Source organism: Pseudomonas sp. NPDC087029 (genome assembly GCF_044745345.1).
Lineage (GTDB): Bacteria > Pseudomonadota > Gammaproteobacteria > Pseudomonadales > Pseudomonadaceae > Aquipseudomonas > Aquipseudomonas faucium.
In genome coordinates this window covers 277,719-302,556 of sequence record NZ_JBIVAB010000004.1, presented here as the reverse complement: position 1 = coordinate 302,556, position 24,838 = coordinate 277,719, and the positions used below count along the sequence as shown (strand labels likewise).

Below are 24,838 nucleotides of genomic sequence, written 5' to 3'. Positions count from 1 at the left end.
GCTCAGAGGTCGAAATCGCCCGCCGCTTCCGGCTGGTACTCGACCGCCAGCAGCTTGAGCTTCAGGGTCTTGCCGCCGGGGGCGGGCCAGTCGATCTGGTCGCCGACCGACAAGCCCAGCAAGGCGCAGCCGATAGGTGCCAGGATCGAGACGTTGCCCTCGGGGCCTGCGTCCTTCGGGTACACCAGGGTCAGGTGATAGTCCTTGCCACTGGCCTCTTCGCGGCAGTGCACGCGCGAGTTCATGGTCACCACGCCGGCGGGCACGTCCTCATGGCCGACCACCTGGTCGGCACGGTCCAGCTCGTCCTGCAAGGCGAGCACACCCGGGGTACTTTCGTCGAGGCTGTCGAGCAGGCGCTCCAGACGCTGTACGTCCAAGCGGGTGAGGATGAGGGAAGGCTTGGTGCTCATGGTCCAGTCAGGCTCCTTTGAACAGGTGGTTTTCGATGGGCAGATAAAGCAAAACCCCGCCCAAGGGCGGGGTTTGTGAATGCTCCGGCGTCAGCGACGCATGCCTCGACACTACCACAGCCGGGCAAATACTCAAGCCCGTGCGCGCAGGGCCTCGGCTTCACGGCAGATCTGCCGGCGCCGTTCATCGTCGGCCGCACGCCATTCGCGAATATGCTCGACGTGGCGATGGCAACCGGTACACACCTTGTGCTCATCCAGCCGGCACACGCTGATGCACGGCGAAGGCACTGCGGGGCTGACGTTGCTGTACAGCGGCTTGGCTGGCCGCGCCTGGGCAGTCATGTCAGATCTCGTCGAAGTCCAGCTTCTCGCCGGCCCGCTCCCAGACAATGCGCTCGAGCATTTCGCCAAGCAGCTCTTCGCTCTTCTCGCACACCCACTTGCCGCTCTCTTCGTCGTAGTCGAAGTGGAAGCCACCGGAGCGGTCGGCCAGCCACAGCTGGCGCAGCGGCTCCTGGCGGCTGAAGATCAGCTGGCTGCCGTTGTCGAACTTGATGGTGAGGACGCCGGCGGAATTCTCCATGTCCAGGTCCAGGCCGCTCTCGTCGAACAGGTCTTCCAGGGCCTGTTGGGTGGCGTCGACCAGATCATGGAAACGCGCTTCGCTCAAACTCATTGCAGGAACCTCGAAATTGGCTGCATTACAGGCAAGCCGGGCAAGATACGGGCGCTTGGCGCCGAATGCAAAGGTTAGCCGCTGGCCCACAAGCATAGCCCGCCCGACGGACCGGCTCTTGCATAGGCAATCCGCCGGTCGCTCGGTATACTCGGGCGCAATACTGCATATTTCAAAGGATTTCACCCATGAAGCGCCTGATTTCCTCACTTGCGGCGCTGGTCGCGGTTGCCTGCCTCGTTTCGGCCTGCGGTCAGAAAGGCCCCCTGTACCTGCCCGAAGACGGCAAGGATGGCAAAGGCAGCCAGAAGTCGCATCAGCACAAGCACGCACCGGCGGTACAGCCGCAGGACGAGCAGCCCATCGAGCCCGAGCAGTCGCCTGCGCAGTAAGGAAATCTCATGAACGCTTTCAACTACCGCGACGGTGAACTGTTCGCGGAAGGCGTGGCCCTGCAGGCCATCGCCGAACGTTTCGGCACCCCGACCTACGTCTACTCGCGCGCCCACATCGAAGCCCAGTACCGCAGCTATACCGATGCCCTGCAAGGCGTCGAGCACCTGGTCTGCTTCGCGGTCAAGGCCAACTCCAACCTCGGCGTGCTGAACATCCTGGCGCGCATGGGTGCAGGTTTCGACATCGTTTCCGGCGGTGAGCTGGAGCGTGTGCTGGCCGCTGGCGGCCGTGCCGATCGCGTGGTGTTCTCCGGCGTCGGCAAAACCCGCGAAGACATGCGCCGCGCCCTGGAAGTCGGCGTGCACTGCTTCAACGTCGAGTCCACCGACGAGCTCGAGCGCCTGCAGGTCGTGGCGGCCGAGATGGGCAAGGTTGCGCCGATCTCGCTGCGGGTCAACCCGGACGTCGACGCCGGCACCCACCCGTACATCTCCACCGGCCTCAAAGAGAACAAGTTCGGCGTCGCCATCGCCGACGCCGAGGCCATCTACGTGCGTGCCGCGCAGCTGCCGAACCTGGAAGTGGTCGGTGTCGACTGCCACATCGGCTCGCAGCTGACCACCGTCGACCCGTTCCTCGATGCCCTCGACCGCCTGCTGGTGCTGGTCGACCGCCTCGCCGAATGCGGCATCCACCTGCGCCACCTGGACCTCGGTGGCGGTGTCGGCGTGCGTTATCGCGACGAGCAGCCGCCGCTGCTGGCCGACTACATCAAGGCCATCCGCGAGCGCGTCGGCGACCGTGACCTGGCCCTGGTGTTCGAGCCGGGCCGCTACATCGTGGCCAACGCCGGCGTCCTGCTGACCCGCGTGGAATACCTCAAGCACACCGAACACAAGGACTTCGCCATCATCGATGCGGCGATGAACGACCTGATCCGCCCGGCCCTGTACCAGGCCTGGATGGGCGTCAGCGCGGTCACCCCACGCGAAGGCGAAGGCCGTGCCTACGACCTGGTCGGGCCGATCTGCGAAACCGGCGACTTCCTGGCCAAGGACCGCCAGCTGAACCTGGCCGAAGGTGACCTGCTGGCCGTGCAGTCGGCAGGCGCCTATGGTTTTGTCATGAGCTCCAACTACAACACCCGTGGCCGTTGCGCGGAAATCCTGGTCGACGGCGACCAGGCTTTCGAAGTACGCCGTCGCGAGACCATCGCCGAACTGTACGCTGGCGAAAGCCTGCTGCCGGAGTGACCCCATGCTGCTGCGCTTTACCAAGATGCATGGGCTGGGCAACGACTTCATGGTCCTCGACCTGGTCAGCCAGCACGCTCACATCCAGCCCAAGCACGCCAAGCAATGGGGTGACCGCCACACCGGCATCGGCTTCGACCAGCTGCTGATCGTCGAGGCGCCGAGCAACCCGGAAGTGGACTTTCGCTACCGCATCTTCAACGCCGACGGCTCCGAGGTCGAGCAGTGCGGCAACGGCGCGCGCTGCTTCGCCCGTTTCGTGCTGGACAAGCGCCTGACCGCGAAGAAGCGCATCCGCGTGGAAACCAAGAGCGGCATCATCGTGCTGGACGTGCAGAACGATGGCCAGGTCAGTGTCGACATGGGCCCGCCGCGCTTCGTGCCGGCCGAGATCCCGTTCGTGGCCGACGAGCAGGCGCTGAGCTACCCGCTGGAAGTCGACGGCCAGGTCCATTCGATTGCCGCCGTGTCCATGGGCAACCCGCATGCCGTGCTGCGCGTCGATGACGTGCGCAGCGCACCGGTACACACCCTGGGCCCGAAAATCGAACACCACCCACGCTTCCCGCAGCGGGTGAATGCCGGTTTCATCCAGGTCATCGACCGCCATCGCGCCAACCTGCGCGTCTGGGAACGCGGCGCGGGTGAAACCCAGGCCTGCGGCACCGGCGCCTGCGCCGCTGCGGTAGCCGCCATCAGCCAAGGCTGGATGGACTCCCCGGTATCTCTCGACCTGCCCGGTGGCCGCCTGCACATCGAATGGGCCGGCCCCGGCAAGCCCGTGCTGATGACCGGCCCGGCCGTGCGCGTCTACGAAGGACAGGTTCGTCTCTAAGCGAGTAACCGCCATGACCGATCAGCCCAAGGTTGTACCCCAGCAGTCCAACGAGCTCGATGCCGAAGCGGTGGTCGCCTACCTGCGCGCCCACCCAACCTTCTTCGCCGAGCACGACGAACTGCTGGTCGAACAGCGTATCCCCCACCAGCGCGGCGACAGCGTGTCGCTGGTGGAGCGCCAGCTCACGCTGCTGCGCGATCGCAACATCGAAATGCGCCATCGCCTGTCGCAATTGATGGACGTGGCCCGGGACAACGACCGGCTGTTCGACAAGACCCGCCGGCTGATCCTCGACCTGCTCGACGCGGGCAGCCTGGAAGAAGTGGTGATGGCCGTCGAAGACAGCCTGCGCCAGGAGTTCCAGGTGCCCTTCGTCAGCCTGATCCTGTTCGGCGACAACGCCGCGCCAGTCGGGCGCTGGGTCAGCAACACCGAGGCCCAGCAGGCTATCGGCGGCTTGCTCGGTGGCGGCAAGACGGTCAGCGGCAACCTGCGCGAGAAGGAGCTGGCCTTCCTGTTCGGCGAGGAGCAGCGCCTGGAAGTGGGCTCCAGCGCCGTCGCCGCACTGGAATATCAAGGGCTGCATGGCGTGCTGGCGATCGGCAGCCGTGACCCGCAGCACTACAAGAGCAGCGTCGGCACGCTGTTCCTCGGTTACATCGCCGAAGTGCTCGGCCGTGTGGTGCCCCGCGTGACCCAGACCCTGCGTCCGGTGCGCTGATGGAACGCCAGCTGGAGGCTTATTGCGCACACCTGCGCAACGAGCGCCAGGTGTCGGACCACACCCTGCTGGCCTACCGGCGCGACCTCGACAAGGTCATCGAATACTGCAACGCCCAGGGCATCGCCGGCTGGGGCGCCCTGCAGATCCAGCAACTGCGCCAGCTCATCGCCCGCCAGCATCACCAGGGCCAGTCCTCGCGCAGCCTGGCGCGGTTGTTGTCGGCCGTGCGCGGCCTGTATCGCTACCTCAACCGCGAAGGCCTGTGCAATCACGACCCGGCCAGCGGCCTGAGCGCGCCCAAGGGCGAGCGCCGGCTGCCCAAGGTGCTGGACACCGACCGCGCGCTGCAGCTGCTCGATGGCGGCGTCGACGACGACTTCATCGCCCGCCGCGACCAGGCCATCCTCGAGCTGTTCTACTCCTCTGGCCTGCGCCTGTCCGAACTGACCCAGCTCGACCTCGAACACCTCGACCTCAGCGCCGGCCTGGTCCAGGTGCTCGGCAAGGGCGGCAAGGCGCGCGTGCTGCCGGTGGGGCGCAAGGCCCGCGAGGCGTTGCAGGCCTGGTTCAGGCTGCGCGGCATCGGCGGCCCACGCGACAGCGCCGTGTTCATCACCCGCCAGGGCAACCGGCTCAGCCCACGGGCCATCCAGATGCGGGTCAAGGCGGCCGGCGAGCGCGAACTGGGCCAGCACCTGCACCCGCACATGCTTCGCCATTCCTTCGCCAGCCATGTGCTGGAATCGTCCCAGGACCTGCGCGCGGTGCAGGAAATGCTCGGCCACGCCGACATCAGCACCACGCAGATCTACACCCACCTGGACTTCCAGCACCTGGCCGCGGTGTACGACAGCGCCCACCCTCGGGCCAAACGCAGCAAAGGCACAGACTCATGAGCATCAAGCTGATCACCTTCGACCTCGACGACACCCTGTGGGACACCGCGCCCGTGATCGCCAGCGCGGAAGTCGTGCTGCGCGACTGGCTGCAGGCCAACGCCCCGGTGCTCGGCGGCGTGCCGGTTGAACACCTGTTCGCCATCCGTGAACGCCTGGTGCAGGCCGAACCGGGCCTCAAGCACCGCATCAGCGCCCTGCGCCGGCGCGTGCTGTGCCACGCGCTGGAAGAGGTCGGTTACAGCGAAAAGCAGGCACAGGCGTTGGCCAACGAAGGGTTCGAAGTGTTTTTGCATGCCCGGCACCAGGTCGAGGTGTTCCCCGAGGTGCAGCCGGTGCTGGAAATTCTGCGCCATCACTACACCCTGGGCGTGGTCACCAACGGCAATGCCGATGTGCGCCGCCTGGGGCTTTCGGATTACTTCGCGTTCGCCCTGTGTGCCGAAGACCTGGGGATCGGCAAGCCGGACCCGGCGCCATTCATGGAGGCGCTCAAGCGCGGCGAGGTCGAGGCTGGCGCCGCGGTGCATGTGGGCGACCACCCTGGCGATGACATTGGCGGGGCGCAGCGGGCCGGGCTGCGGGCGGTGTGGTTCAACCCGCAAGGCAAGGCCTGGAGTGGCGATAAAGCGCCCGATGCAGAAATTCAGCGGTTATCCCAGCTGCCTGAAGTGATTGCGCGCTGGCGCTGACAGGGGCTGCTTTGCAGCCCATCGCCGGCAAACCGGCTCCCACAGAGGGCATTAGCGACCTTTGTGGGGAAACCACCAGGCACAAAAAAGCCCGCAGCGACGGCGGGCTTTTTTGTGTTCAGCCACTCAGATAGGGCGGCTGCCGTACTTGTTGTCCGGCTTCTTGGGCGGGTCGGCGACCACGTTGGCCTCGACTTCCTGCACCTTGCCACCGCGAGAAAGGAACTCTTCCATCGCCTTGGCCAGGGCATCACGCTCCTTCTGCTTGGCTTCCATGCTCGGCATCTCGTCTACCGAGACAGCCGCCTTGGACTTGCCCTTGGCAGTGGGTGCCGGGCTGCTGTCGTCATCGCCAGCATCTTCAGCGCCATCGTCGGCCGCCGCTTCGAGGCCGTCATCCGCCTCGTCTTCGTCGCCTACTTCGAGGTCATCATTTTCCAGATCGTCGTCGCTCATGTTCTACCTCATGACTTGCGAAAAGCAGGTTAGTTATAGACCAGTGCAGCCGTAGACCGGCAGCCACCAGTGAAAATTCAACTGGCCGTGGGTTAGGCCACTGCCCTTGGGTCGGCGCTCCTGATGGGAGTCGGCACCCAGCAGACCCTGCTCCTGGCAGGGCCTGACAAAACCTTGAGCCCCTGCTGGCCACACGCTATTGGCAAGCCTAGCAAAGGCTGAGCGGGTGCGCGGACATCTCGTCTTACACCCCTCGGCGCGCATTCTAGCGCGCCCGTGGAAAAAGCAAAGCTCCATAAACGCCCTGCCCGTTGTAAGTTTTCGCCCTACGTCGCGAACGTGAGTGATAAACCGTTTGCCCTGCGGGAAATGACAAAAAACAGGCAAAAAAATGCCCGGCAAGCCGGGCAAGTTTTCCAGCGTCGCGGTTACAGGTTGTAGCCGCGTTCGTTGTGTTGAGCCAGGTCGAGGCCGACCGACTCTTCTTCTTCGTTGACCCGCAGGCCCATCACCACATCCAGCACCTTGAGGATCACGTAGGTGACGATGGCGGTGTAGGCCACGGTGAAGATCACGCCCTTGGCCTGAACCCAGACCTGAGCCCCGATATCGGTGACCGCGCCGAAGCCGCCCAGGGCCGGTGCCGCGAACACACCGGTGAGGATGGCCCCCACGATGCCGCCGATGCCGTGCACGCCAAAGGCGTCGAGCGAGTCGTCATAGCCCAGCTTGCGCTTGAGGCTGGTGGCGCAGAAGTAGCAGATCACGCCAGAGGCCAGGCCGATCACCAGGGCGCCCATCGGGCCCACGGTGCCCGCTGCCGGGGTGATGGCCACCAGGCCGGCCACCACGCCGGAGGCGATGCCCAGGGCGCTGGGTTTGCCGTGGAAGATCCACTCGGCGAACATCCAGCCCAATGCCGCAGCAGCAGTGGCGATCTGGGTCACCAGCATGGCCATGCCGGCGGTGCCGTTGGCCGCGGCGGCGGAGCCTGCGTTGAAGCCGAACCAGCCGACCCACAGCATGGCTGCGCCCATCAGGGTGTAGCCCAGGTTGTGCGGGGCCATCGGCGTGGTCGGGTAGCCTTTGCGCTTGCCCAGCACCAAACAGCAGACCAGGCCGGCGATACCGGCGTTGATGTGCACCACGGTGCCGCCGGCGAAGTCGAGCACGCCCCAGTCCCACAGCAGCGCGCCGTCACCGCTCCAGACCATGTGCGCGATCGGTGCGTAGACCAGGGTGAACCAGATGCCCATGAACACCAGCATCGCCGAGAACTTCATGCGTTCGGCGAAGGCACCGACGATCAGCGCCGGGGTGATGATGGCGAAGGTCATCTGGAAGGTGATGAAGACGGCTTCGGGGAACAGCGCGGTGGCGGAAGTCAGCCCAGACGGCGTGACGCCGCTGAGAAACGCCTTGGAGAAGCCGCCGACGAAGGAATTGAAGTTGAGCACGCCCTTTTCCATACCGGTGGTATCGAAGGCCATGCTGTAGCCGTACACGACCCAGAGAATGCTGATCAGGCCCGTGATGGCGAAGCACTGCATCATCACCGACAGCACGTTCTTGGAACGCACCATGCCGCCATAGAACAGGGCCAGGCCCGGGATGGTCATGAACAGCACCAGCGCCGTGGAGGTGAGCATCCAGGCGGTGTCGCCGGAGTTCAGCACCGGGGCAGCATCCTCTGCCAGGGCAAGGCCCGGCATTACGAGGGACAATAGGGCTCCTAGCCCTGCGATCTTACGCAGAGTCATGTTGTTTTCTCCTGGGGCGTTGGGTTTGGTGAGGCGTTGTTCGGCGCTTAGATCGCGTCGGTATCGGTTTCGCCGGTACGGATGCGGATCGCCTGCTCCAGATTCACCACGAAGATCTTGCCGTCACCGATCTTGCCGGTGTTGGCTGCCTTGGTGATGGCTTCGATCACGCGATCGAGGTCCTTGTCGTCGATGGCCACGTCGATCTTCACCTTGGGCAGGAAATCGACCACGTACTCCGCACCGCGATACAGCTCGGTGTGGCCCTTCTGCCGGCCGAAGCCTTTGACTTCGGTGACGGTAATGCCCTGCACGCCGATTTCCGACAGCGACTCGCGCACGTCGTCCAACTTGAACGGCTTGATGATGGCTGTGACTAGCTTCATGAAACTCTCTCCCGATTTGGTGGACTTGCCCCAGGAAAACAAACCCGTCTCAAGTCTAAGCGCAGCGCTTGGCTTTGTAACGCGTCGTCGGCATCCGGCTCCGCGTGCGCACTGCCTGGTCACAAGGAACTGCATCAGTGCATGGCTCAGTCAGGTCTTTGCAGAATCCTTGCCAGTTCCGTTAATGCACGGGAAAACAGTGCCTTGCATGTAGCAGCGGGCATTGGCCAGTCGCCAGTACGAAAAAGATGCACAACTTCGGTGCGCGCAGGCGCGGCAGGCTGCTCGAAAAACGTGCAATCAGAAGGGCCATTTGCACCGTGCTACACTGCGGGCCATTTCTCAGATTCAGTGGACAGCCGCACATGCTCGCGCCCAAAGCCCTTCTCGACGCCCTGAGCGACCAGGCCTCGCGCCTTTTCAGCAGCGACACCGCCCAGCCCCGCGCCGAACTCGAAAGCCAGTTCAAAGTGCTGATGCAAGGTGCCTTCAGCAAGCTGGACCTGGTCAGCCGCGACGAATTCGACAGCCAGATGGTGGTCCTGGCGCGCACCCGCGCACGCCTGGAAGCCCTGGAAAAGCAGGTTGCCGAGCTGGAAGCCCGGCTGGCGCCAGCCCCGCAGGAATAAAACCCGCTAAAGGAGTGCCTCACCATGAAAGTCAGTGCCCGCAATGTCTTTGAAGGGACCGTCAGCGCCGTTCAGCCCGGCGCGGTCAACGCCGAGGTCGAACTGACCCTGGGCGGCGGTGAGAAGCTGGTGGCCGTGGTGACCATGGCCAGCCTGCACAACCTCAACATCAACGTCGGCAAGCAGGCGGTGGCGCTGGTCAAGGCGCCATGGGTGGTGCTGATGACCGATGCCGCCGGCTACCGGCTCTCCGCCCGCAACGCCCTGGAAGGCGAAGTGGTGCGCGTGGGCGACGGCGCGGTCAACGCCGAAGTGGTGCTGAAGCTGGCCGGTGGTACCGAAGTGTTCGCCATCGTCACCCGCGAGGCCGTGCAGGAGCTGGGCCTGGCGCCTGGCGTGAAGGCCACCGCGCTGATCAAGGCGTCGCACATCATTCTTGGCGCCAAGCCGTAAGGCGGCGGCGCCTCAAGCAGACGCCCGCTGGCGGTCCGTTGCAGGGCCGCCGGCTTTCGGCGGCAGCTCCCGGGCATGCAGATCGCCACGAAACAAGGTGGCGCCGCACACCGTGATCAGCGTCTTCACCACACTGTGCGAATTGAGTATCTGCGCGTGTATCTGCTCGATGGCCACATCTTCAGGTTGCAGCGCCAGCGCCCGGTTGGCCCACTCGATGGCGGCAAAGCGGCTCTGCTTGCGGGTGCCCTGGCCATGCATCCACGCCAGCGCCAGTTCCGCGCAGGCACGCCCGGCGACTGCCGCATCGGGAAACTCGACCAGCCCCAGCAGGTAGGCGACCCCTTCCGCATGCTCGCGCTCATCGCCGAATGATCGCTGCAGCACGCCCAGTTGCAAGCGTGCCCGGGCATCGAGCTGCTCGTTGCCCAGGCAGTCGAGCAGCAAGCGCCTGACCGCCAGCATCGCACCACGCTCGCGCAGCGCCTGGCTGTCGCGCATGCGCTGGCAGGCCAGGTCGTACTTGGCCAACTGGCTGCCCGACTGCGCCGCGCACAACAACCAATGCTGCGCTGACGCCGCATCCTGGTAGTGCTCGGGCGTATCGGCCATGTGCCCGCAGTGCAACGCATACAGCGCGGCGGCGGCGTCTGGCAGCTTGCGCTCGGCGCACTGCTGGAAAAGGAAATACGCCGCCTCGTGCTGCCTGGCGGCCCAGAGCAGGCGAGGCACTTCCAGCACATCGAAACCCAGGCCCTCGCGCCCGCACTGGCGATTGACCGCAGCCTGCAACCAGGCGCTTGCCTGCTCGGTGCATGGCTTAAACCCCCACAGGCCGAACTGGTGCCCCACCGCCCGCAGTGCGCAGGCTGCGGCCTGCCTGCGGCTTTCACAGAGGCGCTCGATGGCGGTACGAAAAGCGGGGATGATCTCTGGCTTTCCCTGGAACAGCACCAGGCAGACGAAGCTGTAGAACGGCTGGCCGATGGTCGATACGAAACCCTGGTCTGGGTAAAGCTCGACGCTGTCGATGAAGTCCTGCTGCGCACCCGGGTAATCCTGCAGCGATGCGTAGCGCAGGGCCCCGCGCAAGGCCAGCAAGGTGGCGCGCTCCTTGGCCCTGAGGTCCCGCTTCGCCCAGGCCTCGAAGGTGTGCTGCCAGGCCTCGATGTGTGGCGACTGCTCCGCGCCCGGAAGCCAGAACGCGTCTTCCACGGCCAACCAGCGGATGCCATTGCGCAGCCGCTCATCCCAGCGCTGGCACAGTGGGCCGTTGGCAAGATCATCGATGGCTTGGTAGCTGCCGCCCCATTGCGGCGTCAGGTAGCGTGCAAACGCTTCTATCGCCTCGAAGCAACCGGGCTGCCAGGCCAGCGCATGGCGCAGCCAGTAATCCTTGGCACCCTCTCCTTCAGGCAGGCGCGCCTCAAGGCAGCCAGGCAATGACTGCGGCAGCTCCACCAGCGGTGCCAGGCCATATTTGACCAGCAGCGGCGCTGCCGCCTCTTGCACTTCCACATCGGCGTGGGCGCTGGGTCGAAAGCGTGCCACCTGGCCCAGAAACAGTTCGACCAGCCAGCCCGGCTCATGGAAATGCCCGCTGATCTGCAGCATCCCGATGGCCGCCGCCAGCGGTTGCGGGTTGCGCTCCATGGCCCGCAGGAAGTGCGCCGCAGCCATCTCGCAGGCCTGCTCGGCCGCCAGCCTGCGCGCTTGGGAAATGGCATTGGCGCCAGCGCTGCCACGGATGTGGCAGGCGCGGTTGAGGCAATGGAAGCCCATCGCGACTTGCGGGTGATAAGCCTTGGGGCAGGCGTCGATCCACGCCCTGAGCAGTTGGGTCAGCGCCTTGCTGCCGTGGCTGTCCCAGTCGAGCAGCATATGCCCCTGCACCGCTTCCATGTAGGCAGGGCAGGCACCGGGCGGCGCCTGCTGCCAATGCACCTGAAGGCTATCGAAGAAGCGGCTGAGTTCGGCGAATTCATTGGCTTGCACCCGTTCGCGAATCTGCTGGCGGGTGTGATTGAGGGTTTGCACGGGCAGTACCTTAAGTCCATTTTCTGGATCGCGTTGTCGTCCGGTGGCAACGGCAATAACCTTTGAACACTAAGCCATAGTTCGGCGCTGCGCAAAGAAATTGGATCCATTATTTGTCAGATTGTATGAATGCGCAGGGAAAATCCCTGACCTGAAAAACCCCGACGCATTCTTGTTGCGTTGCCGCCCCCGCGCCTCACTATGCTTGCCAGGGCCGCAGGAAGCGGCGCCCTCATCCGCGACAACGGAGCGTCCATGTCCCTTGCCCTCGTTCACAGCCGCGCCCAGGTAGGCGTGCAGGCGCCGGCGGTCAGCGTCGAAACCCACCTGGCCAACGGCCTGCCCCACCTCACCCTGGTCGGCTTGCCGGAAACCACCGTCAAGGAAAGCAAGGACCGGGTGCGCAGCGCCATCGTCAACTCCGGGCTGAACTACCCGCAAAGGCGCATAACGCAGAACCTCGCCCCCGCCGACCTGCCCAAGGATGGCGGGCGCTACGACCTTGCCATCGCCCTGGGCATCCTTGCCGCCGACGCACAGGTGCCGGTGGCGGCACTGGTCGACCTCGAATGCCTGGGCGAACTGGCGCTGTCCGGCAAGCTGCGCCCGGTACAAGGTGTGCTGCCCGCCGCGTTGGCAGCACGCGAAGCCGGCCGGGCGCTGGTGGTGCCCCGGGAGAATGCCGAGGAAGCAAGCCTGGCCGGCGGGCTGGTGGTGTATGCGGTCGGGCACCTGCTGGAGCTGGTGGCGCACCTGAACGGGCAGGTACCACTGCCGCCCTTTGCCGCCAATGGCTTGATACTGCAAAGCCAGCCCTACCCGGACCTGAGCGAAGTACAAGGGCAGATCGCCGCCAAGCGCGCCTTGCTTCTGGCTGCGGCCGGGGCACACAACCTGCTGTTTACCGGCCCTCCGGGCACCGGCAAGACCCTGCTCGCCAGCCGCCTGCCGGGCCTGCTGCCGCCGCTGGATGAGCATGAAGCGCTGGAGGTGGCGGCCATCCAGTCGGTCAGTGGGCGGGCACCGCTCAACAGCTGGCCGCAGCGGCCCTTTCGCCACCCGCACCACTCGGCGTCGGGCCCCGCGCTGGTGGGCGGCAGCAGCAGGCCGCAACCCGGTGAAATCACCCTGGCGCACCATGGCGTGCTGTTTCTGGACGAATTGCCGGAGTTCGAACGGCGCGTACTGGAAGTGCTGCGCGAACCGCTGGAGTCCGGCGAGATCGTGATCGCCCGGGCGCGGGACAAGGTGCGCTTCCCCGCCCGCTTCCAGCTGGTGGCGGCGATGAACCCCTGCCCGTGCGGTTACCTCGGCGACCCTACCGGGCGTTGCCGCTGCAGCACCGAGCAGATCCAGCGCTATCGCAACAAGCTGTCCGGCCCCTTGCTCGACCGCATCGACCTGCACCTGACCGTGGCCCGTGAAAGCACCACGCTCAACCATCAGCCCAGCGGCGAAACCAGCGCCGCCGTGGCCGCCCGCGTGGCCACGGCGCGCGAAGTGCAGCAACGCCGCCAAGGCTGTGCCAACGCGTTTCTCGACCTTGAAGGGCTGCGCTGTCACTGCCCCCTGCAAACCGCCGACCAGGCCTGGCTGGAAAATGCCTGCGAGCGCTTGAGCCTGTCCTTGCGCGCAGCGCACCGGCTGTTGAAGGTGGCGCGCACACTTGCGGATCTCGAGGGGGCGCCAGCGATTGCCAGGCCGCATCTGGCCGAAGCGCTGCAATACCGCCCTGCAAGCCCCTGAACTGTCACCCGTGACAGGACGATGTGTCTCCCGGCTGGCAGATTGTCTGGGCCGGCCGCATTCCCCAGAATTGTGCTCCACACTGTTCTAACGCTGCCCCGGCAGCTCATGGAGTACGAGCCAATGCCACACGAAGGCAGCCTTCTGCAAACCGCGGTGATCTTCCTGCTCGCCGCTGTCCTCGCCGTGCCCCTGGCCAAACGCCTGCAACTGGGTGCCGTGATCGGCTACCTGCTCGCCGGCGTGGCCATCGGCCCCCAGGCCCTGGGCCTTATCCGCGACACCGAGAGCGTGGCGCACATCTCCGAACTGGGCGTGGTCCTGCTGCTGTTCATCATCGGCCTGGAGCTGTCGCCCAAGCGCCTGTGGCTGATGCGCAGATCGGTGTTCGGCGTCGGCACCGCGCAGGTGCTGCTGACCGGCGCGGTGATCGGCGCCATCGCCTGGTTCGGCTTCGGCCAGTCACTGCCGGCCGCCGTGGTGCTGGGCCTGGGCCTGGCGTTGTCGTCCACCGCCCTGGGCCTGCAGAGCCTGGCCGAGAGCAAGCAGCTGAACGCGCCCCACGGCCGCCTGGCCTTCGCCATCCTGCTGTTCCAGGACATCGCCGCGATCCCGCTGATCGCCCTGGTGCCTTTGCTGGCGGCGAACGGCCCGGACACCAGCCACGGCGACAGCCTGCAGCACGGCCTGAAGGTATTCGCCAGCATTGCCGTGGTCATTGTCGGCGGCCGCTACCTGCTGCGCCCGGTGTTCCGTATCGTCGCCCGCACCGGCTTGCCCGAGGTGTCCACCGCCACCGCGCTGCTGGTGGTGATCGGTACTGCATGGCTGATGGAAGAAGCCGGGGTCTCGATGGCGCTGGGGGCGTTTCTCGCCGGCCTGTTGCTGGCCGACTCGGAATACCGGCATGAGCTGGAGTCGCAGATCGAACCGTTCAAGGGCCTGCTGCTGGGGCTGTTCTTCATCAGCGTCGGCATGGGCGCCAACTTGCGCCTGTTGCTGGAAATGCCCCTGGTATTGCTGGGCCTGACCCTGCTGCTGGTGGCGGTCAAGCTGGTGCTGCTGATCGGTATCGGGCGCCTGGCCGGCGGGCTGAACAGCGCCAGTGCGCTGCGCCTGGGCATGGTGCTGGCGGCCGGTGGCGAATTTGCCTTCGTGGTGTTCAAGCTGGGCAAGGACCAGGGCTTGTTCGACACCCAGACCTACGACCTGCTGTTGATGACCATCACCCTGTCGATGGCCATCACCCCGCTGCTGATGCTCGGCTGCGCCCGCGCCCTCAAGCGCCCGCAACCGCCGCGTGAAGTGCCCGAGCAGTACAAGGCCATCGACGCCGGCACCCCGCGCGTGGTCATCGTCGGCATGGGCCGCATGGGGCAGATCGTGTCGCGCATCCTGCGGGCGCAGAAGATCCCGTTCATTGCCCTGGAAACCTCGGTGGATGCCATCGAGATGACCCGCATGTTCGAACAGGCGCCGGTGTTCTACGGCGACCCGCTGCGCGCCGAAGTGCTGCATGCGGCCAAGGTCGGCGAGGCGGAGTATTTCGTGATCACCACCGACGACCCGGAAGTCACCACGCGCACGGCGGAGCGGGTCAAGCGCCTGTACCCGCACCTGAAAGTGCTGGCCCGCGCACGCAACCGCCAGCATGTGCACAAGCTGGTGGACGTGGGCGCCGAGCCGATCCGCGAGACGTTCTATTCGAGCCTGGAGATGACCCGCCGGGCACTGGTGGGCTTGGGATTGAGCCGCGAGCAGGCGGCAGACCGGATCGAGCGCTTTACCCAGCATGACGAGGAAGTACTGGTGGCCCAGGGGCAGGTGCGCAATGACCGGGCCAAGGTGATGCAGACGGCGAAGGAAGCGCGGCTGGAGTTGGAGCGGTTGTTCGATTCGGATGCGGATTGAGTGTCAGGCAAACACCAGCCGCACGATCTGAGGATGTTCACGGTGGGCGGCCTGCCAGAGATCGTACGCCGCCTGCTCGGCAAGGTACTGCCGAGCTTCGCCGAGGCCCGCCAGCTCAAGGCGATAAGCCAGATCAGCGGATATCGCGGCACGCCCATTGAGTACAGTGGACAGCTGCCCTCGCGAGTAACCTAAGTGACGCGCCAGCCCCGAGACACTCATGCCGATAGCAGGCAAGACATCTTCGCGCAAAGACTCGCCGGGATGAGGAGGGTTGTACATAGGCATGGTTTTCAGTTTCCTAGTGGTAGTCCAGATAGTCGACAAGCTCCACGTCAGTACCCACGAAGCGGAACACCAGACGCCAATTGCCCGAAACATTCACTGCCCAGAATCCATCCAGCCTGCCCCGCAGCAAATGCAGCCGATATCCGGGACGATCAAGGTTTGAAGGCGTTTGCGCCACCTCTAGCGATGCGAGCAGCCTTCGCAAACGGGCAACATGATCCGCGCGCACTCCAGATGCATCTCCTCGCTGATGAAGAAGCCTCAGGCCCTCGTGCCTGAAAGTCTTGATCATCGATGACTGAGTGTAAGGTCATGCCTTACACACTGCAACTGGGCTAATGAATGCCGCATACCTTGCTCCTGAAAAATTTCCGGGTTGACCAGTCTGTTCTCAGGAATTTGATTGTGCGCGGTGACGTCGTCCGCTAACTCCGTGGGATTTTTCTCAAAGTTCGTGCAGCTCAAAGGCCACACTGAAATCCGTGAATCGGCCACCTCGAGCAAAGACTAAAATCACCACCTTTGCTGCGGTAGACTGCGAAAATTGCCTTTCGCGTTCCGTCCGGAGAACGATCAGTGGAAGATTTGAACTCCCTCTACTACTTCACCCAAGTCGTCGAACATGGCGGCTTCGCCCCCGCCGGGCGGGCGCTGGACATGCCGAAGTCAAAGCTCAGCCGGCGTATCGCCGACCTCGAGGAGCGCCTCGGCGTGCGCCTGCTGCATCGCACCAGCCGGCACTGCTCGCTGACCGAGATCGGCCAGGCCTACTACAACCGCTGCCTGGCCATGCGCGTGGAAGCCGAGGGCGCGGCGGAGATCATCGAGCGCAACCGCAGCGAACCCCGCGGCCTGGTGCGCATCAGTTGCCCCACCACCCTGCTCAATGCCTGGGTCGGGCCGATGATGACCCGCTACATGCTCAAGTACCCGCAGGTGGAACTGTTCATCGAGAGCACCAACCGCCGGGTCGACCTGCTGCACGAGGGCTTCGACCTGGCGCTGCGGGTGCGCTTCCCGCCGCTGGAGAACACCGACATGGTGATGAAGGTGCTGAGCAACAGCACCCAGTGCCTGGTGGGCCACCCGCAGTACCTCGAGCAACTGCCGGCAGGCTTCGACCCGCAACTGCTTGGCACCTTGCCCAGCGTGCATTGGGGCAGCGCCCAGCGTGAATACCAGTGGGAGTTGTTCCAGGGCGAGGGAAGCGGCAGCAGCATCGTGATCCCGCATACGCCGCGCATGGTCACCGATGACCTGTTCGCGCTGCGCCATTTCGTGGTGGCCGGGGTTGGCATTGCGCACTTGCCGCGCGTGGCGGTGCGCGAGGACCTGGCCGAAGGCAGGCTGGTGGAGTTGTTGCCGCAGTGGCATCCGCGCTGCGGCATCGTGCATGCGATCTTCCCGTCGCGGCGCGGGTTGCTGCCGTCGGTGCGCGCGCTGATCGATCACCTGGCCGAGGAGTTCGCGGTCAGCGACATGGCGTGAATGCACCATGGCCCCATCGCTGGCAAGCCAGCGATGGGGCCAGCAGGATCACCTCACTTCAAAACGCGAAGCACGAACACCCCAGCGCCCCCCAGAACCCCTGGAAGTCATTCACCGGCACACTCGACTGCCGCGCCTTGTCATGGCTGTGCGCATGCACCCCGCAAGGCCCGCTGCACTGGTGCACGGCCGCCGCCAGTGACGGCGCACCCGCACGCCAGTGCCCCGGCACCTTGGCCACCGGCGACCACTCCGGCAGCACCGGCATCGGCGCCGGGCCAAGCTTGTCGAATTCGGCGGCGCCATACACCACCTTGCCATCGACGATGGTCAGCACCGACTCGATGCCCTTGATCGCCTCTTCCTCGACACTGAAGAAGTCCAGCGACAGCGCCGCCAGGTCCGCCAGCTGGCCAACCTTGAGCTGGCCTTTCTTGCCCTGCTCGCTGGAGAACCACGCACTGCCCTGGGTGAACAGCTGCAGCGCGGTGTCACGGCCCAGGCCCTCCGGATACAGCTCCATGCCGCCGACGGTCTTGCCACTGACCATCCAGTACAGCGACGTCCACGGGTTGTAGCTGGAAACCCGCGTGGCGTCGGTACCGGCGCCAACCGGCACGCCCATCTCGAGCATGCGCTTGATCGGCGGGGTGTGCTCGGCGGCCTTGGCGCCATAGCGATCGACGAAGTACTCACCCTGGAATGCCATGCGGTCCTGGATCGCGATGCCGCCGCCCAGCGCCCGCACACGTTCGATGTTCTGCGGGGTGATGGTTTCGGCGTGGTCGAAGAACCACGGCAGGCCATTGAACGGGATGTCGCGGTTGACCTTCTCGAACACGTCGAGCATGCGCGAGATCGATTCGTTGTAGGTGGCGTGCAGGCGGAACGGCCAGCGCTGCTCGACCAGGTGGCGGACCACCGGCTCCAGTTCTTCTTCCATGGTTTGCGGCAGGTCCGGGCGCGGTTCGAGGAAGTCCTCGAAGTCGGCGGCGGAGAACACCAGCATTTCACCGGCGCCGTTGTGGCGCAGGAAGTCGGTGCCGCTGTGCAGCTTGACGCTGGAGGTCCACTTGCGGAAGTCGTCCAGCTCTTCCTTGGGTTTTTGCGTGAACAGGTTGTAGGCGATGCGCACGGTCAGCTGGCCGTTGTCGGCCAATTCCTGGATCACCTGGTAGTCATCGGGGAAGTTCTGGTAACCGCCGCCGGCATCGATGGCGCTGGTCAGGCCCAGGCGGTTGAGCTCGCGCATGAACTGGCGGGTCGAGTTGACCTGGTACTCCAGCGGCAGCTTCGGCCCCTTGGCCAGCGTGGCGTAGAGAATCGCCGCGTTGGGCCGTGCGATGAGCATGCCGGTCGGGTTGCCGAACTTGTCACGCTGGATTTCCCCGCCCGGCGGGTTGGGCGTGGCCTTGTCGTAGCCCACCGCCTTGAGCGCGGCGCGGTTGAGCAGCGCGCGGTCGTACAGGTGCAGCAGGAACACCGGGGTATCAGGGGCGGCCTGGTTGATTTCTTCCAGGGTCGGCATGCGTTTTTCGGCGAACTGGAATTCGTTCCAGCCACCCACCACACGCACCCATTGCGGGGAGGGCGTGCGCGCCGCCTGGTCCTTGAGCATGCGCATGGCATCGGCCACCGAGGGCACGCCTTCCCAGCGCAGCTCCAGGTTGTAGTTCAGGCCGCCGCGGATCAGGTGCAGGTGCGAGTCGTTCAGGCCCGGGATCACCGTGCGCTGCTTGAGGTCGATGACCTGCGTGCCAGCGCCCTTGTGGGCCATGGCCACGGCGTCGTCGCCCACGGCAATGAAGCGGCCATCCTTGATGGCGACAGCGCTGGCGGTGGGCTGCTCACGGTCCACCGTGTGCAGTTTGCCATTGAACAGGATCAGGTCGGCAATCATGGAACCTCCTTGGAGCGATGCAGGATGGTTGGGGTTGTTCAAGCCTAGCAACCGCCAGCGCTGGTGCTGGCTGGCTCAGCCGCGCAGCCAGTTGGCGCAGCGGCGGGTGACCCAGGGCATGATGTAGAACACCACGGGCAGAATGATGAACAGGTTGACGATCAGGTTGCCGAGGATCCCCCAGCCCAGCTGCGGGAAGCGCGCGAACAGCGGCGCCAGCAGTTGCGGCACGATCAGGGTCATCGGGCAGATCACCAGGTAGGTCAGCAGCGCCTGCTTCCAGCGCGGCGGCTGCGGGGCCCGAGTGCTCGGCGGGGTGAACCAGAACTCCGGGTCTTCATGCACCTGGGGGTTGTCACCGCCTTCGAGCAGCGGCAGCACTTCGCTGACCAGCGCCTGGCGCTCGGCCGAGTTGAGCCAGGCCTGCAGCAGGCTGGCATCGGCGAAGCGCACCACGGTGGTGAAGTGCAGCCCATCGCCATCCGGGCGGATCACGTTGACGTCCAGGTGCCCCGGCTGTTGCCGCGCGGTGCTGACGGTGCGCTTGAGCCAGGCTTCATAGCTCGCCAGCGCCGGGGCGCGGACTTTGTGCTGGATCACCAGCGTCACCACGTTGCGGTTGTCTTGGCCTGAAGTGTTCATCGGCGTTCCTTGGGATGAGCGAGGGGTTGGCGGGCGCTGCCGCGCGTGCCGGGCACCGTTGCGGGTGCCCGGCAGGGCCGCTTACTTGCCGGCGTTGAAGGCGTTGTAGCTGGTGATCAGGTTGCGGTAGTCCGGGATGTGGTTGGAGCACAGCGCGGCCAGGCCTTCGATGTCGTTGCGCCAGTCGCGGTGCAGTTCACAGGCGACGCCGAACCAGGTCATCATCTGCGCACCGGCCTGGGTCATGCGGTTGTGGGCCGCATCGCGGGTCATGGCGTTGAAGGTGCCGGAGGCATCGGCGACCACGAACACTTCGAACTCTTCTTCCAGCGCGGCCAGCGCCGGGAACGCCACGCACACCTCGGTCACGACACCGGCGATGATCAGCTGCTTCTTGCCGGTGGCCTTCACGGCCTTGACGAAGTCTTCGTTGTCCCAGGCATTGATCTGGCCTGGGCGAGCGATGTACGGGGCATCCGGGAACAGCGCTTTGAGCTCGGGCATCAGCGGGCCGTTGGGGCCTTGCTCGAAGCTGGTGGTAAGGATGGTCGGCAGGTTGAAGAACTTGGCCAGGTCGGCCAGGGCCAGCACGTTGTTCTTGAACGCGTCCGGCTCGATGTCGCGAACCAGGGACAGCAGGCCGGCCTGGTGGTCGACCAGCAGCACGGCGGCGTCATCTTTGTTCAGGCGGTTGTATTTGAACGAGGTCATGGCGGTGCTCCTTGAGGTGGTGATTCAGTGTGTGTGTTGGGTGTTTCGCGTTGATGGACACACATTAAAATCATCACCTTTGCAGCGGTAGACTGCGAAAATCGGCCTTAGCGTTCTATTTTGTGAACGATGCCTCGCACCCCTTTTCAAAGACAGCCGCCTGGGCCCCCACACCATCAAGGGAAGTTAAATATTTAACTTCCGCAACTTTGTTTCCACATTGAAATAATTAACCATCTATAGCTTATTCACCTAAACCTTCCGTCACAAGTGCACCCTGTCGACTTGCACCGTTAATTATCGCCCCTATAATGGCCGGCAATTTTCACAACGCGCGATGTGATACATGAGCCACTATTTTCGATTAAAAAATAGCGCCCTTGTGGAGTTTGATCCTGATCAATACACGCTATCGATAAAACCTCTACACACCCCGCCAGAAGAAATAACCCTGGCCCGCGCAGACGCTCGAATACTCGAACTGCTGCTGCTCGAACCCGGGGAAATCTGCTCGCGCGAGGCCATCATGGCCTTCGCCTGGGATGATCGGGTGGTCTCGGCCGGCAGCCTCAACCAGTCCATCTTCACCCTGCGCAACATCCTTGGCGACAGCAAGGACCACGACCTGCTGGTCACCGTGCCGCGCCGTGGCTATCGCTTCAACAGCGATCACCTGCTGTGCCCCGACGACGCTGCCGCCGAGCCGGCCTGCGAGCCAACGCCTGCCCAGGGCCCTGCGAGCACACCCCCGCCGGCTCAAAGGCGGCGCCTGAGCAAGCCGCTGCGCCTGGGTTATCTGGCAGTGGCACTGTTTGCGCTGTTTACCCTGTGGCAACTGTATAGCGGTTACAAGCCCACCCATGATCTGCATGTGATAACCATTCTGACCGAAGGTGAACTCTCAATCACCGCCGTCGGCAAAAGCAAACAGGATGTCGACGCACTCAAGGCCGATATCTTGAGTTCGGGTATTACTACCCAGCCGCTATTAGGCGAACTGTTTATCAGCCGTACCGGCTCGCGCACCAATCTTTCCTGCATTCAAAAATCCGGGGACGCCTACAACCTGGAATTTTCCTATCGCGAGGAGCGGCTCATCAGCATGATCAACCAGTGCCTGGGGGTTAAAGATGAATAACGACGCTGCGCCCTGGCGGCATGCACTGATCATCGCGGCGGTTTTCGCGGCCTGCCTGGCTGCGCTGTGCTTCGCCTGGTCCGTGCCCTACGAAAACAGCCAGCCCTATCGCTCCGAAGGCCATCACTTCATGGGCGACGACACCCTGGACTTCAAGGAGCGGCTGACCATCAGCGAACCCAGTGCGGTGATCAGCCTGCTCGAGCGCCTGGGTGACAAGGAACGGCATATCGCCGTGGGCGCGGCCGTGGTGCAAACCTCGCGCTGGCGAATCAAGCTCAAGGTCGAAGATATCCAGGCCAGCAGCGAGCAGCAGTTGTTCAACGTCAGCCGCCATTCCGAACTGCTGTTCTCCCGCCAGTACTTCCGCCTGGGCTCGATGCTCAACCTGGCAATGCTGCCCAGCCGCGGCAACGCGCTGTGCTACTACATCCTCGAACTGGACCGGCTGCGCTGCATGAACGACTGATGACCTGTGGCAAGCGGCGGGTACAAATGACGATTTTTGATTCCTGTTTTCCTCAGCCAACGCGCAGATTGCGCCGAGGTTTGCCGCCTCGATGTGAGGTCAACAGGAGTCACTATGCCGCTCAAGCAACTTTCGATTTTTCTATGCACGCTCACCTTGTTCGGTTGTTCGATGGCGCCCAGCATCGACACCGAAGTCACGCCCAAGGAACAAGCCAACACGGATCTGCAGGTCATCGAGCACGATGACAAGACACTGGCCTGGAAGCGCTCTGCCGCGCCGCTCTCTGCCCAGCATGAGAAGGTCGTGTTCATCAACCTGCCAAAAACCTTCTCGCTCGACAGCCGCGACCCGCGGGTTGCCAAGTTCGACGGCGACGCCGAAAAGCTGCGCCAGCGCTTCCGAGGCCAGCTGGAAAAACAGCTGACCGACGCAGGCTACCGCCTGGTCGACAAGCCCACGGCAAAGTCCCTGTCGCTCAACGTTTCGATTGCCGATATCGAACGTGCCCCGCGTGATCCCAATGTCACCGAATACATCCCCATCGGCATGCTGGTCGGCCTTTCCCTGCATGCCACCGGGGTTCGCGATGAAACCCTGTACCTGTTCCTGAAAAGTGAAGTCAGCGACAGCCAGACCGGCGAAATGCTCGCCCGCGCCCTGGACCGCGTGAGCGGCAAGAACATCGGCCAGTCCAAGACCCCGGTGGTCGAGGACTTCTATCCCGCCCTGGATAGCGCCGCCCAGCAGATTCGGGAACGCCTGGACCGGGAGTTCCAGCCGAACAAACCGGCCTGACCTGGCCATCCTCCTCCCTACTCAAGCCCTTGGATGACTGATGAAATTCGCAAAACCGCTTGCTGCTGCCCTGTTCATGCTCAGCACCTTCAACGCCTTGGCCGATGACCGCGGCCTTTATGTCGGCGGTGGCCTGACTCGCGTTGAAATCGACGAGCACCAGATCAGCGACGACGACACCGCCTACAAGGCCTTCGTCGGCTACCGCGTGAACCCTTACCTGGCGTTCGAAGGTGCCTGGGTCGACCTGGGGCATTTCGATGGCGACCACGGCAACTTCGATGGCCACTCGGTGCAGGCCACTGCTCACCTGGGCATGCCGATCGGGCAGCGTGTGCGCCTGTTCGGCAGCCTCGGCGTGCATGCCTGGGACGCCGACCACGACATCGCCGGCGACAGCAACGACCTGGACATGACCTACGGCCTGGGTGTCGAGGTGGACGTGCTGCGCAACCTGGGCGTGCGCCTGGAGCAGGAAGTACTGAAGGTCGGCGACATCGACCTGGACCAGACCAGCGCCAGCGTCTACTTCATGTTCTGATGCCCCTGCGGCTCCTGCGCTTGCAGCGAGCCGCACCCTCCCCATGCAACCGCTGCGCGTCGCGCGCCTGGCCAGTAGTAATTGCAGCCAACCTGCTCTTTACTAGCAACAGCCCTCTGCGACGAGACCCGCATGCTCGCACTCATCCAGCACTACCCCTTGCTGATCGGCTTTGTGCTGATCGCGCTCGACATGCTGCTCTGGCACCTGATCGCAGCTGGCCGGCGGGCGCTGCGCATCGGCCTGCGGGTGGGCCTGTTCCTGCTGTTCACCGGGGTGCTGATCAGTGCCGGCGTCAGCCCATTGCAACCGGCGCCCTGGGTAGAGGATGTGGCGCGCAACCTGCTGGCCACGGTGCTGGGCATCGCCTGGTGGCTGTTCGCCGCGCGCGTGGTGACAGTGGTCACCGGCGTGCTGCTGGTGGCGCGCAGCAGCCACACCGGCCGGCTGCTGCAGGATGTGCTGGGGGCGGTGACCTTCCTGGTCGCCATCGTGGCGGCCGCCGCCTACGTGCTCAACCTGCCGGTCAAAGGCCTGCTGGCCACCTCCGGGGTGATGGCGATCGTCATCGGCCTGGCATTGCAGAGCACCCTCAGCGATGTGTTCTCGGGCATCGTGCTGAACACCACCCGCCCCTACCAGATCGGCGACTCGATCAGCATCGATGGCACCGAGGGCAAGGTCATCGACATCGACTGGCGCGCGACTCGCCTGCTCACCGGCAATGGCAGCCTGGCGGTGATCCCCAACTCGGTGGCGGCCAAGGCCAAGCTGCTCAATTTCAGCCAGCCCAATGATGTGCACGGGGTATCGATCAGCATCGTGGTGCCCGCCAGCGTGCGGCCACGGCGCGTCATCGATGCCCTGGAAAAGACCCTGCAGGGCACCCGCGCGCTGCTGAGCAACCCGCCGCCCAAGGTGGCGATCAAGAGCGCCAGCCTTGAGTCGGTGGAGTACGAGGCCAGCGGTTTCGTGGCCAGCATGGGCCAGAAGCTCGAGGTGCGTAACCACATGTTCGACCTCGCCCACCGCCACCTGGAGGCCAGCGGCGTGATCTGGAATGCCGACACCCAGCCGGCACGCGCCTGGAACCGGCAACGCGCGCTGCTCGAGGATGTGCGGATCTTCCGTGCGTTGAGCAGCGACGAGAAGGACAGCCTGAGCCAGCGCATGACCTCGGTGGAGTACCTGGCAGACCAGGTGATCCTGGGCGTGGGCGACACCTCGGACTACCTGCTGGTGATCGGCACCGGCGTGGTTTCGGCGGCCATCCGCGACGGCGACAAACTGATCGAGGCCGGGCGCATGGGCCCCGGCGAGGTGCTGGGCGTCGAGGGCTTGCTCGATGCTGACCAGTCCAATGCCGAGTTTCGCAGCCTGACCAGTTGCCTGCTGTTTCGCATCGACAAGGAGCAGGTGCGCAGTTGCCTGGAGGAGCGCCAGGAGGTGAAGACTGCGTTGACCAGGCTGCAGCGAACCCGGCAGCAATCGAGCCAGTCATTGCTGGAGCAGAAGCCGGCGGTCATCAAGAAAGGTGGTTTCCTGAGCTGGTTGCACAAATAGCACTGGCCTCATCGCCGGCAAGCCGGCTCCC

At 64.5% G+C, this 24,838-nt stretch carries 28 protein-coding genes; 16 read left to right on the top strand and 12 right to left on the bottom strand.

Translation table 11 applies throughout. From position 1 onward, the window contains the following. Window positions 1-2: 2 nt before the first annotated feature. The 3 genes from rnk to cyaY all read right to left on the bottom strand — a co-directional run bounded on the left by rnk (window position 3) and on the right by cyaY (window position 1,092). Window positions 3-413 (bottom strand): nucleoside diphosphate kinase regulator, encoded by a 411-nt coding sequence (rnk, locus tag ACIPG5_RS09710; protein WP_176511403.1) that lies wholly within the window; start codon window positions 411-413, stop codon window positions 3-5. A gap of 132 nt (window positions 414-545) precedes the next feature. After that, window positions 546-758, bottom strand: a complete 213-nt coding sequence (locus tag ACIPG5_RS09705) for a DUF1289 domain-containing protein (RefSeq protein WP_176511402.1) — start codon at window positions 756-758, stop codon at window positions 546-548. A 1-nt stretch (window position 759) separates the two neighbouring features. Next, complete coding sequence (gene cyaY / locus ACIPG5_RS09700; RefSeq protein ID WP_012312194.1) at window positions 760-1,092, bottom strand: iron donor protein CyaY; 333 nt, start codon at window positions 1,090-1,092, stop codon at window positions 760-762. 188 nt (window positions 1,093-1,280) lie between these two features. Here cyaY and ACIPG5_RS09695 point away from each other — a divergent pair, with 188 nt between their 5' ends. The 6 genes from ACIPG5_RS09695 to ACIPG5_RS09670 are packed head-to-tail and all read left to right on the top strand — an operon-like array spanning window position 1,281 to window position 5,891. Continuing rightward, window positions 1,281-1,484 carry a lipoprotein gene (locus ACIPG5_RS09695; RefSeq protein ID WP_176511401.1) on the top strand — a complete coding sequence of 68 codons (204 nt, stop codon included), beginning with the start codon at window positions 1,281-1,283 and terminating at the stop codon, window positions 1,482-1,484. A gap of 9 nt (window positions 1,485-1,493) precedes the next feature. Further along, on the top strand, window positions 1,494-2,741 hold the full coding sequence (gene lysA / locus ACIPG5_RS09690; RefSeq protein WP_176511400.1) for a diaminopimelate decarboxylase: 1,248 nt from the start codon (window positions 1,494-1,496) through the stop codon (window positions 2,739-2,741). A gap of 4 nt (window positions 2,742-2,745) precedes the next feature. Further along, the gene (dapF, locus tag ACIPG5_RS09685; RefSeq protein WP_236236900.1) at window positions 2,746-3,576 is read left to right on the top strand and encodes a diaminopimelate epimerase; all 831 of its coding nucleotides are present in this window, start codon (window positions 2,746-2,748) and stop codon (window positions 3,574-3,576) included. A gap of 13 nt (window positions 3,577-3,589) precedes the next feature. Beyond that, the gene (locus tag ACIPG5_RS09680; RefSeq protein WP_176511398.1) at window positions 3,590-4,300 is read left to right on the top strand and encodes a DUF484 family protein; all 711 of its coding nucleotides are present in this window, start codon (window positions 3,590-3,592) and stop codon (window positions 4,298-4,300) included. Further along, a complete protein-coding gene (xerC, locus tag ACIPG5_RS09675; RefSeq protein ID WP_176511397.1) occupies window positions 4,300-5,199 on the top strand; it encodes a tyrosine recombinase XerC in 900 nt (299 codons plus the stop codon). Before ACIPG5_RS09680 ends, xerC begins: the two co-directional genes overlap by 1 nt. Further along, window positions 5,196-5,891, top strand: coding sequence for an HAD family hydrolase (locus ACIPG5_RS09670; protein ID WP_176511396.1), 696 nt, complete (start codon window positions 5,196-5,198; stop codon window positions 5,889-5,891). Before xerC ends, ACIPG5_RS09670 begins: the two co-directional genes overlap by 4 nt. A gap of 126 nt (window positions 5,892-6,017) precedes the next feature. Here the strand turns inward: ACIPG5_RS09670 and sutA are convergent, their stop codons facing one another. The 3 genes from sutA to glnK form a co-directional block, all read right to left on the bottom strand. Next, entirely contained in the window at window positions 6,018-6,347 is a 330-nt protein-coding gene (sutA, locus tag ACIPG5_RS09665) for a transcriptional regulator SutA (protein ID WP_286912093.1), read from the bottom strand. Between the two features lie 428 nt (window positions 6,348-6,775). Then, window positions 6,776-8,107 carry an ammonium transporter gene (locus ACIPG5_RS09660; RefSeq protein WP_176511394.1) on the bottom strand — a complete coding sequence of 444 codons (1,332 nt, stop codon included), beginning with the start codon at window positions 8,105-8,107 and terminating at the stop codon, window positions 6,776-6,778. Window positions 8,108-8,154: 47 nt separating this feature from the next. Beyond that, entirely contained in the window at window positions 8,155-8,493 is a 339-nt protein-coding gene (gene glnK, locus ACIPG5_RS09655; RefSeq protein ID WP_002555808.1) for a P-II family nitrogen regulator, read from the bottom strand. Between the two features lie 365 nt (window positions 8,494-8,858). On the opposite strand from glnK, the gene ACIPG5_RS09650 reads away from it, so the two are divergent. Both ACIPG5_RS09650 and ACIPG5_RS09645 read left to right on the top strand, forming a co-directional pair. Beyond that, complete coding sequence (locus ACIPG5_RS09650) at window positions 8,859-9,122, top strand: accessory factor UbiK family protein (protein ID WP_176511393.1); 264 nt, start codon at window positions 8,859-8,861, stop codon at window positions 9,120-9,122. Window positions 9,123-9,146: 24 nt separating this feature from the next. Then, entirely contained in the window at window positions 9,147-9,575 is a 429-nt protein-coding gene (locus ACIPG5_RS09645; protein WP_176511392.1) for a molybdopterin-binding protein, read from the top strand. A 12-nt stretch (window positions 9,576-9,587) separates the two neighbouring features. Here the strand turns inward: ACIPG5_RS09645 and ACIPG5_RS09640 are convergent, their stop codons facing one another. Next, window positions 9,588-11,612: a DUF4034 domain-containing protein gene (locus tag ACIPG5_RS09640; RefSeq protein WP_401374567.1), complete on the bottom strand. Its 2,025-nt coding sequence runs from the start codon at window positions 11,610-11,612 to the stop codon at window positions 9,588-9,590. A 255-nt stretch (window positions 11,613-11,867) separates the two neighbouring features. On the opposite strand from ACIPG5_RS09640, the gene ACIPG5_RS09635 reads away from it, so the two are divergent. Together ACIPG5_RS09635 and ACIPG5_RS09630 are read left to right on the top strand one after the other, a co-directional pair. Then, entirely contained in the window at window positions 11,868-13,358 is a 1,491-nt protein-coding gene (locus tag ACIPG5_RS09635; protein WP_286912097.1) for a YifB family Mg chelatase-like AAA ATPase, read from the top strand. 123 nt (window positions 13,359-13,481) lie between these two features. Continuing rightward, window positions 13,482-15,269 (top strand): monovalent cation:proton antiporter-2 (CPA2) family protein, encoded by a 1,788-nt coding sequence (locus ACIPG5_RS09630; RefSeq protein ID WP_286912098.1) that lies wholly within the window; start codon window positions 13,482-13,484, stop codon window positions 15,267-15,269. A 3-nt stretch (window positions 15,270-15,272) separates the two neighbouring features. Here the strand turns inward: ACIPG5_RS09630 and ACIPG5_RS09625 are convergent, their stop codons facing one another. After that, a complete protein-coding gene (locus ACIPG5_RS09625) occupies window positions 15,273-15,557 on the bottom strand; it encodes a HigA family addiction module antitoxin (protein ID WP_176511367.1) in 285 nt (94 codons plus the stop codon). A 13-nt stretch (window positions 15,558-15,570) separates the two neighbouring features. Further along, entirely contained in the window at window positions 15,571-15,849 is a 279-nt protein-coding gene (locus ACIPG5_RS09620) for a type II toxin-antitoxin system RelE/ParE family toxin (protein WP_401374563.1), read from the bottom strand. Between the two features lie 284 nt (window positions 15,850-16,133). Here ACIPG5_RS09620 and ACIPG5_RS09615 point away from each other — a divergent pair, with 284 nt between their 5' ends. Beyond that, window positions 16,134-17,045: a LysR substrate-binding domain-containing protein gene (locus ACIPG5_RS09615; protein ID WP_401374560.1), complete on the top strand. Its 912-nt coding sequence runs from the start codon at window positions 16,134-16,136 to the stop codon at window positions 17,043-17,045. Window positions 17,046-17,103: 58 nt separating this feature from the next. On the opposite strand, the gene ACIPG5_RS09610 is transcribed toward ACIPG5_RS09615, so the two are convergent. From ACIPG5_RS09610 to ycaC, 3 genes are all read right to left on the bottom strand, one after another. Then, window positions 17,104-18,945 (bottom strand): amidohydrolase, encoded by a 1,842-nt coding sequence (locus ACIPG5_RS09610; RefSeq protein WP_401374557.1) that lies wholly within the window; start codon window positions 18,943-18,945, stop codon window positions 17,104-17,106. 75 nt (window positions 18,946-19,020) lie between these two features. Next, complete coding sequence (locus ACIPG5_RS09605) at window positions 19,021-19,587, bottom strand: antibiotic biosynthesis monooxygenase (RefSeq protein WP_176511363.1); 567 nt, start codon at window positions 19,585-19,587, stop codon at window positions 19,021-19,023. An 81-nt stretch (window positions 19,588-19,668) separates the two neighbouring features. After that, window positions 19,669-20,298: an isochorismate family cysteine hydrolase YcaC gene (gene ycaC / locus ACIPG5_RS09600; RefSeq protein ID WP_176511362.1), complete on the bottom strand. Its 630-nt coding sequence runs from the start codon at window positions 20,296-20,298 to the stop codon at window positions 19,669-19,671. A 346-nt stretch (window positions 20,299-20,644) separates the two neighbouring features. Between ycaC and ACIPG5_RS09595 the strand changes: the two genes are divergently transcribed. The 5 genes from ACIPG5_RS09595 (at window position 20,645) to ACIPG5_RS09575 (ending at window position 24,807) form a co-directional block, all read left to right on the top strand. Continuing rightward, a complete protein-coding gene (locus ACIPG5_RS09595; protein WP_236236892.1) occupies window positions 20,645-21,436 on the top strand; it encodes a winged helix-turn-helix domain-containing protein in 792 nt (263 codons plus the stop codon). Beyond that, window positions 21,429-21,905 (top strand): hypothetical protein, encoded by a 477-nt coding sequence (locus ACIPG5_RS09590; protein WP_236193420.1) that lies wholly within the window; start codon window positions 21,429-21,431, stop codon window positions 21,903-21,905. The genes ACIPG5_RS09595 and ACIPG5_RS09590 overlap by 8 nt, the downstream gene beginning before the upstream one ends. Window positions 21,906-22,076: 171 nt before the next feature. Then, window positions 22,077-22,703, top strand: coding sequence for a DUF3313 family protein (locus ACIPG5_RS09585; protein ID WP_401374553.1), 627 nt, complete (start codon window positions 22,077-22,079; stop codon window positions 22,701-22,703). Between the two features lie 40 nt (window positions 22,704-22,743). Continuing rightward, entirely contained in the window at window positions 22,744-23,244 is a 501-nt protein-coding gene (locus tag ACIPG5_RS09580) for an outer membrane beta-barrel protein (RefSeq protein WP_236236889.1), read from the top strand. A 132-nt stretch (window positions 23,245-23,376) separates the two neighbouring features. Continuing rightward, window positions 23,377-24,807, top strand: coding sequence for a mechanosensitive ion channel family protein (locus tag ACIPG5_RS09575; protein WP_401374551.1), 1,431 nt, complete (start codon window positions 23,377-23,379; stop codon window positions 24,805-24,807). The last annotated feature ends 31 nt before the right edge of the window (window positions 24,808-24,838 follow it).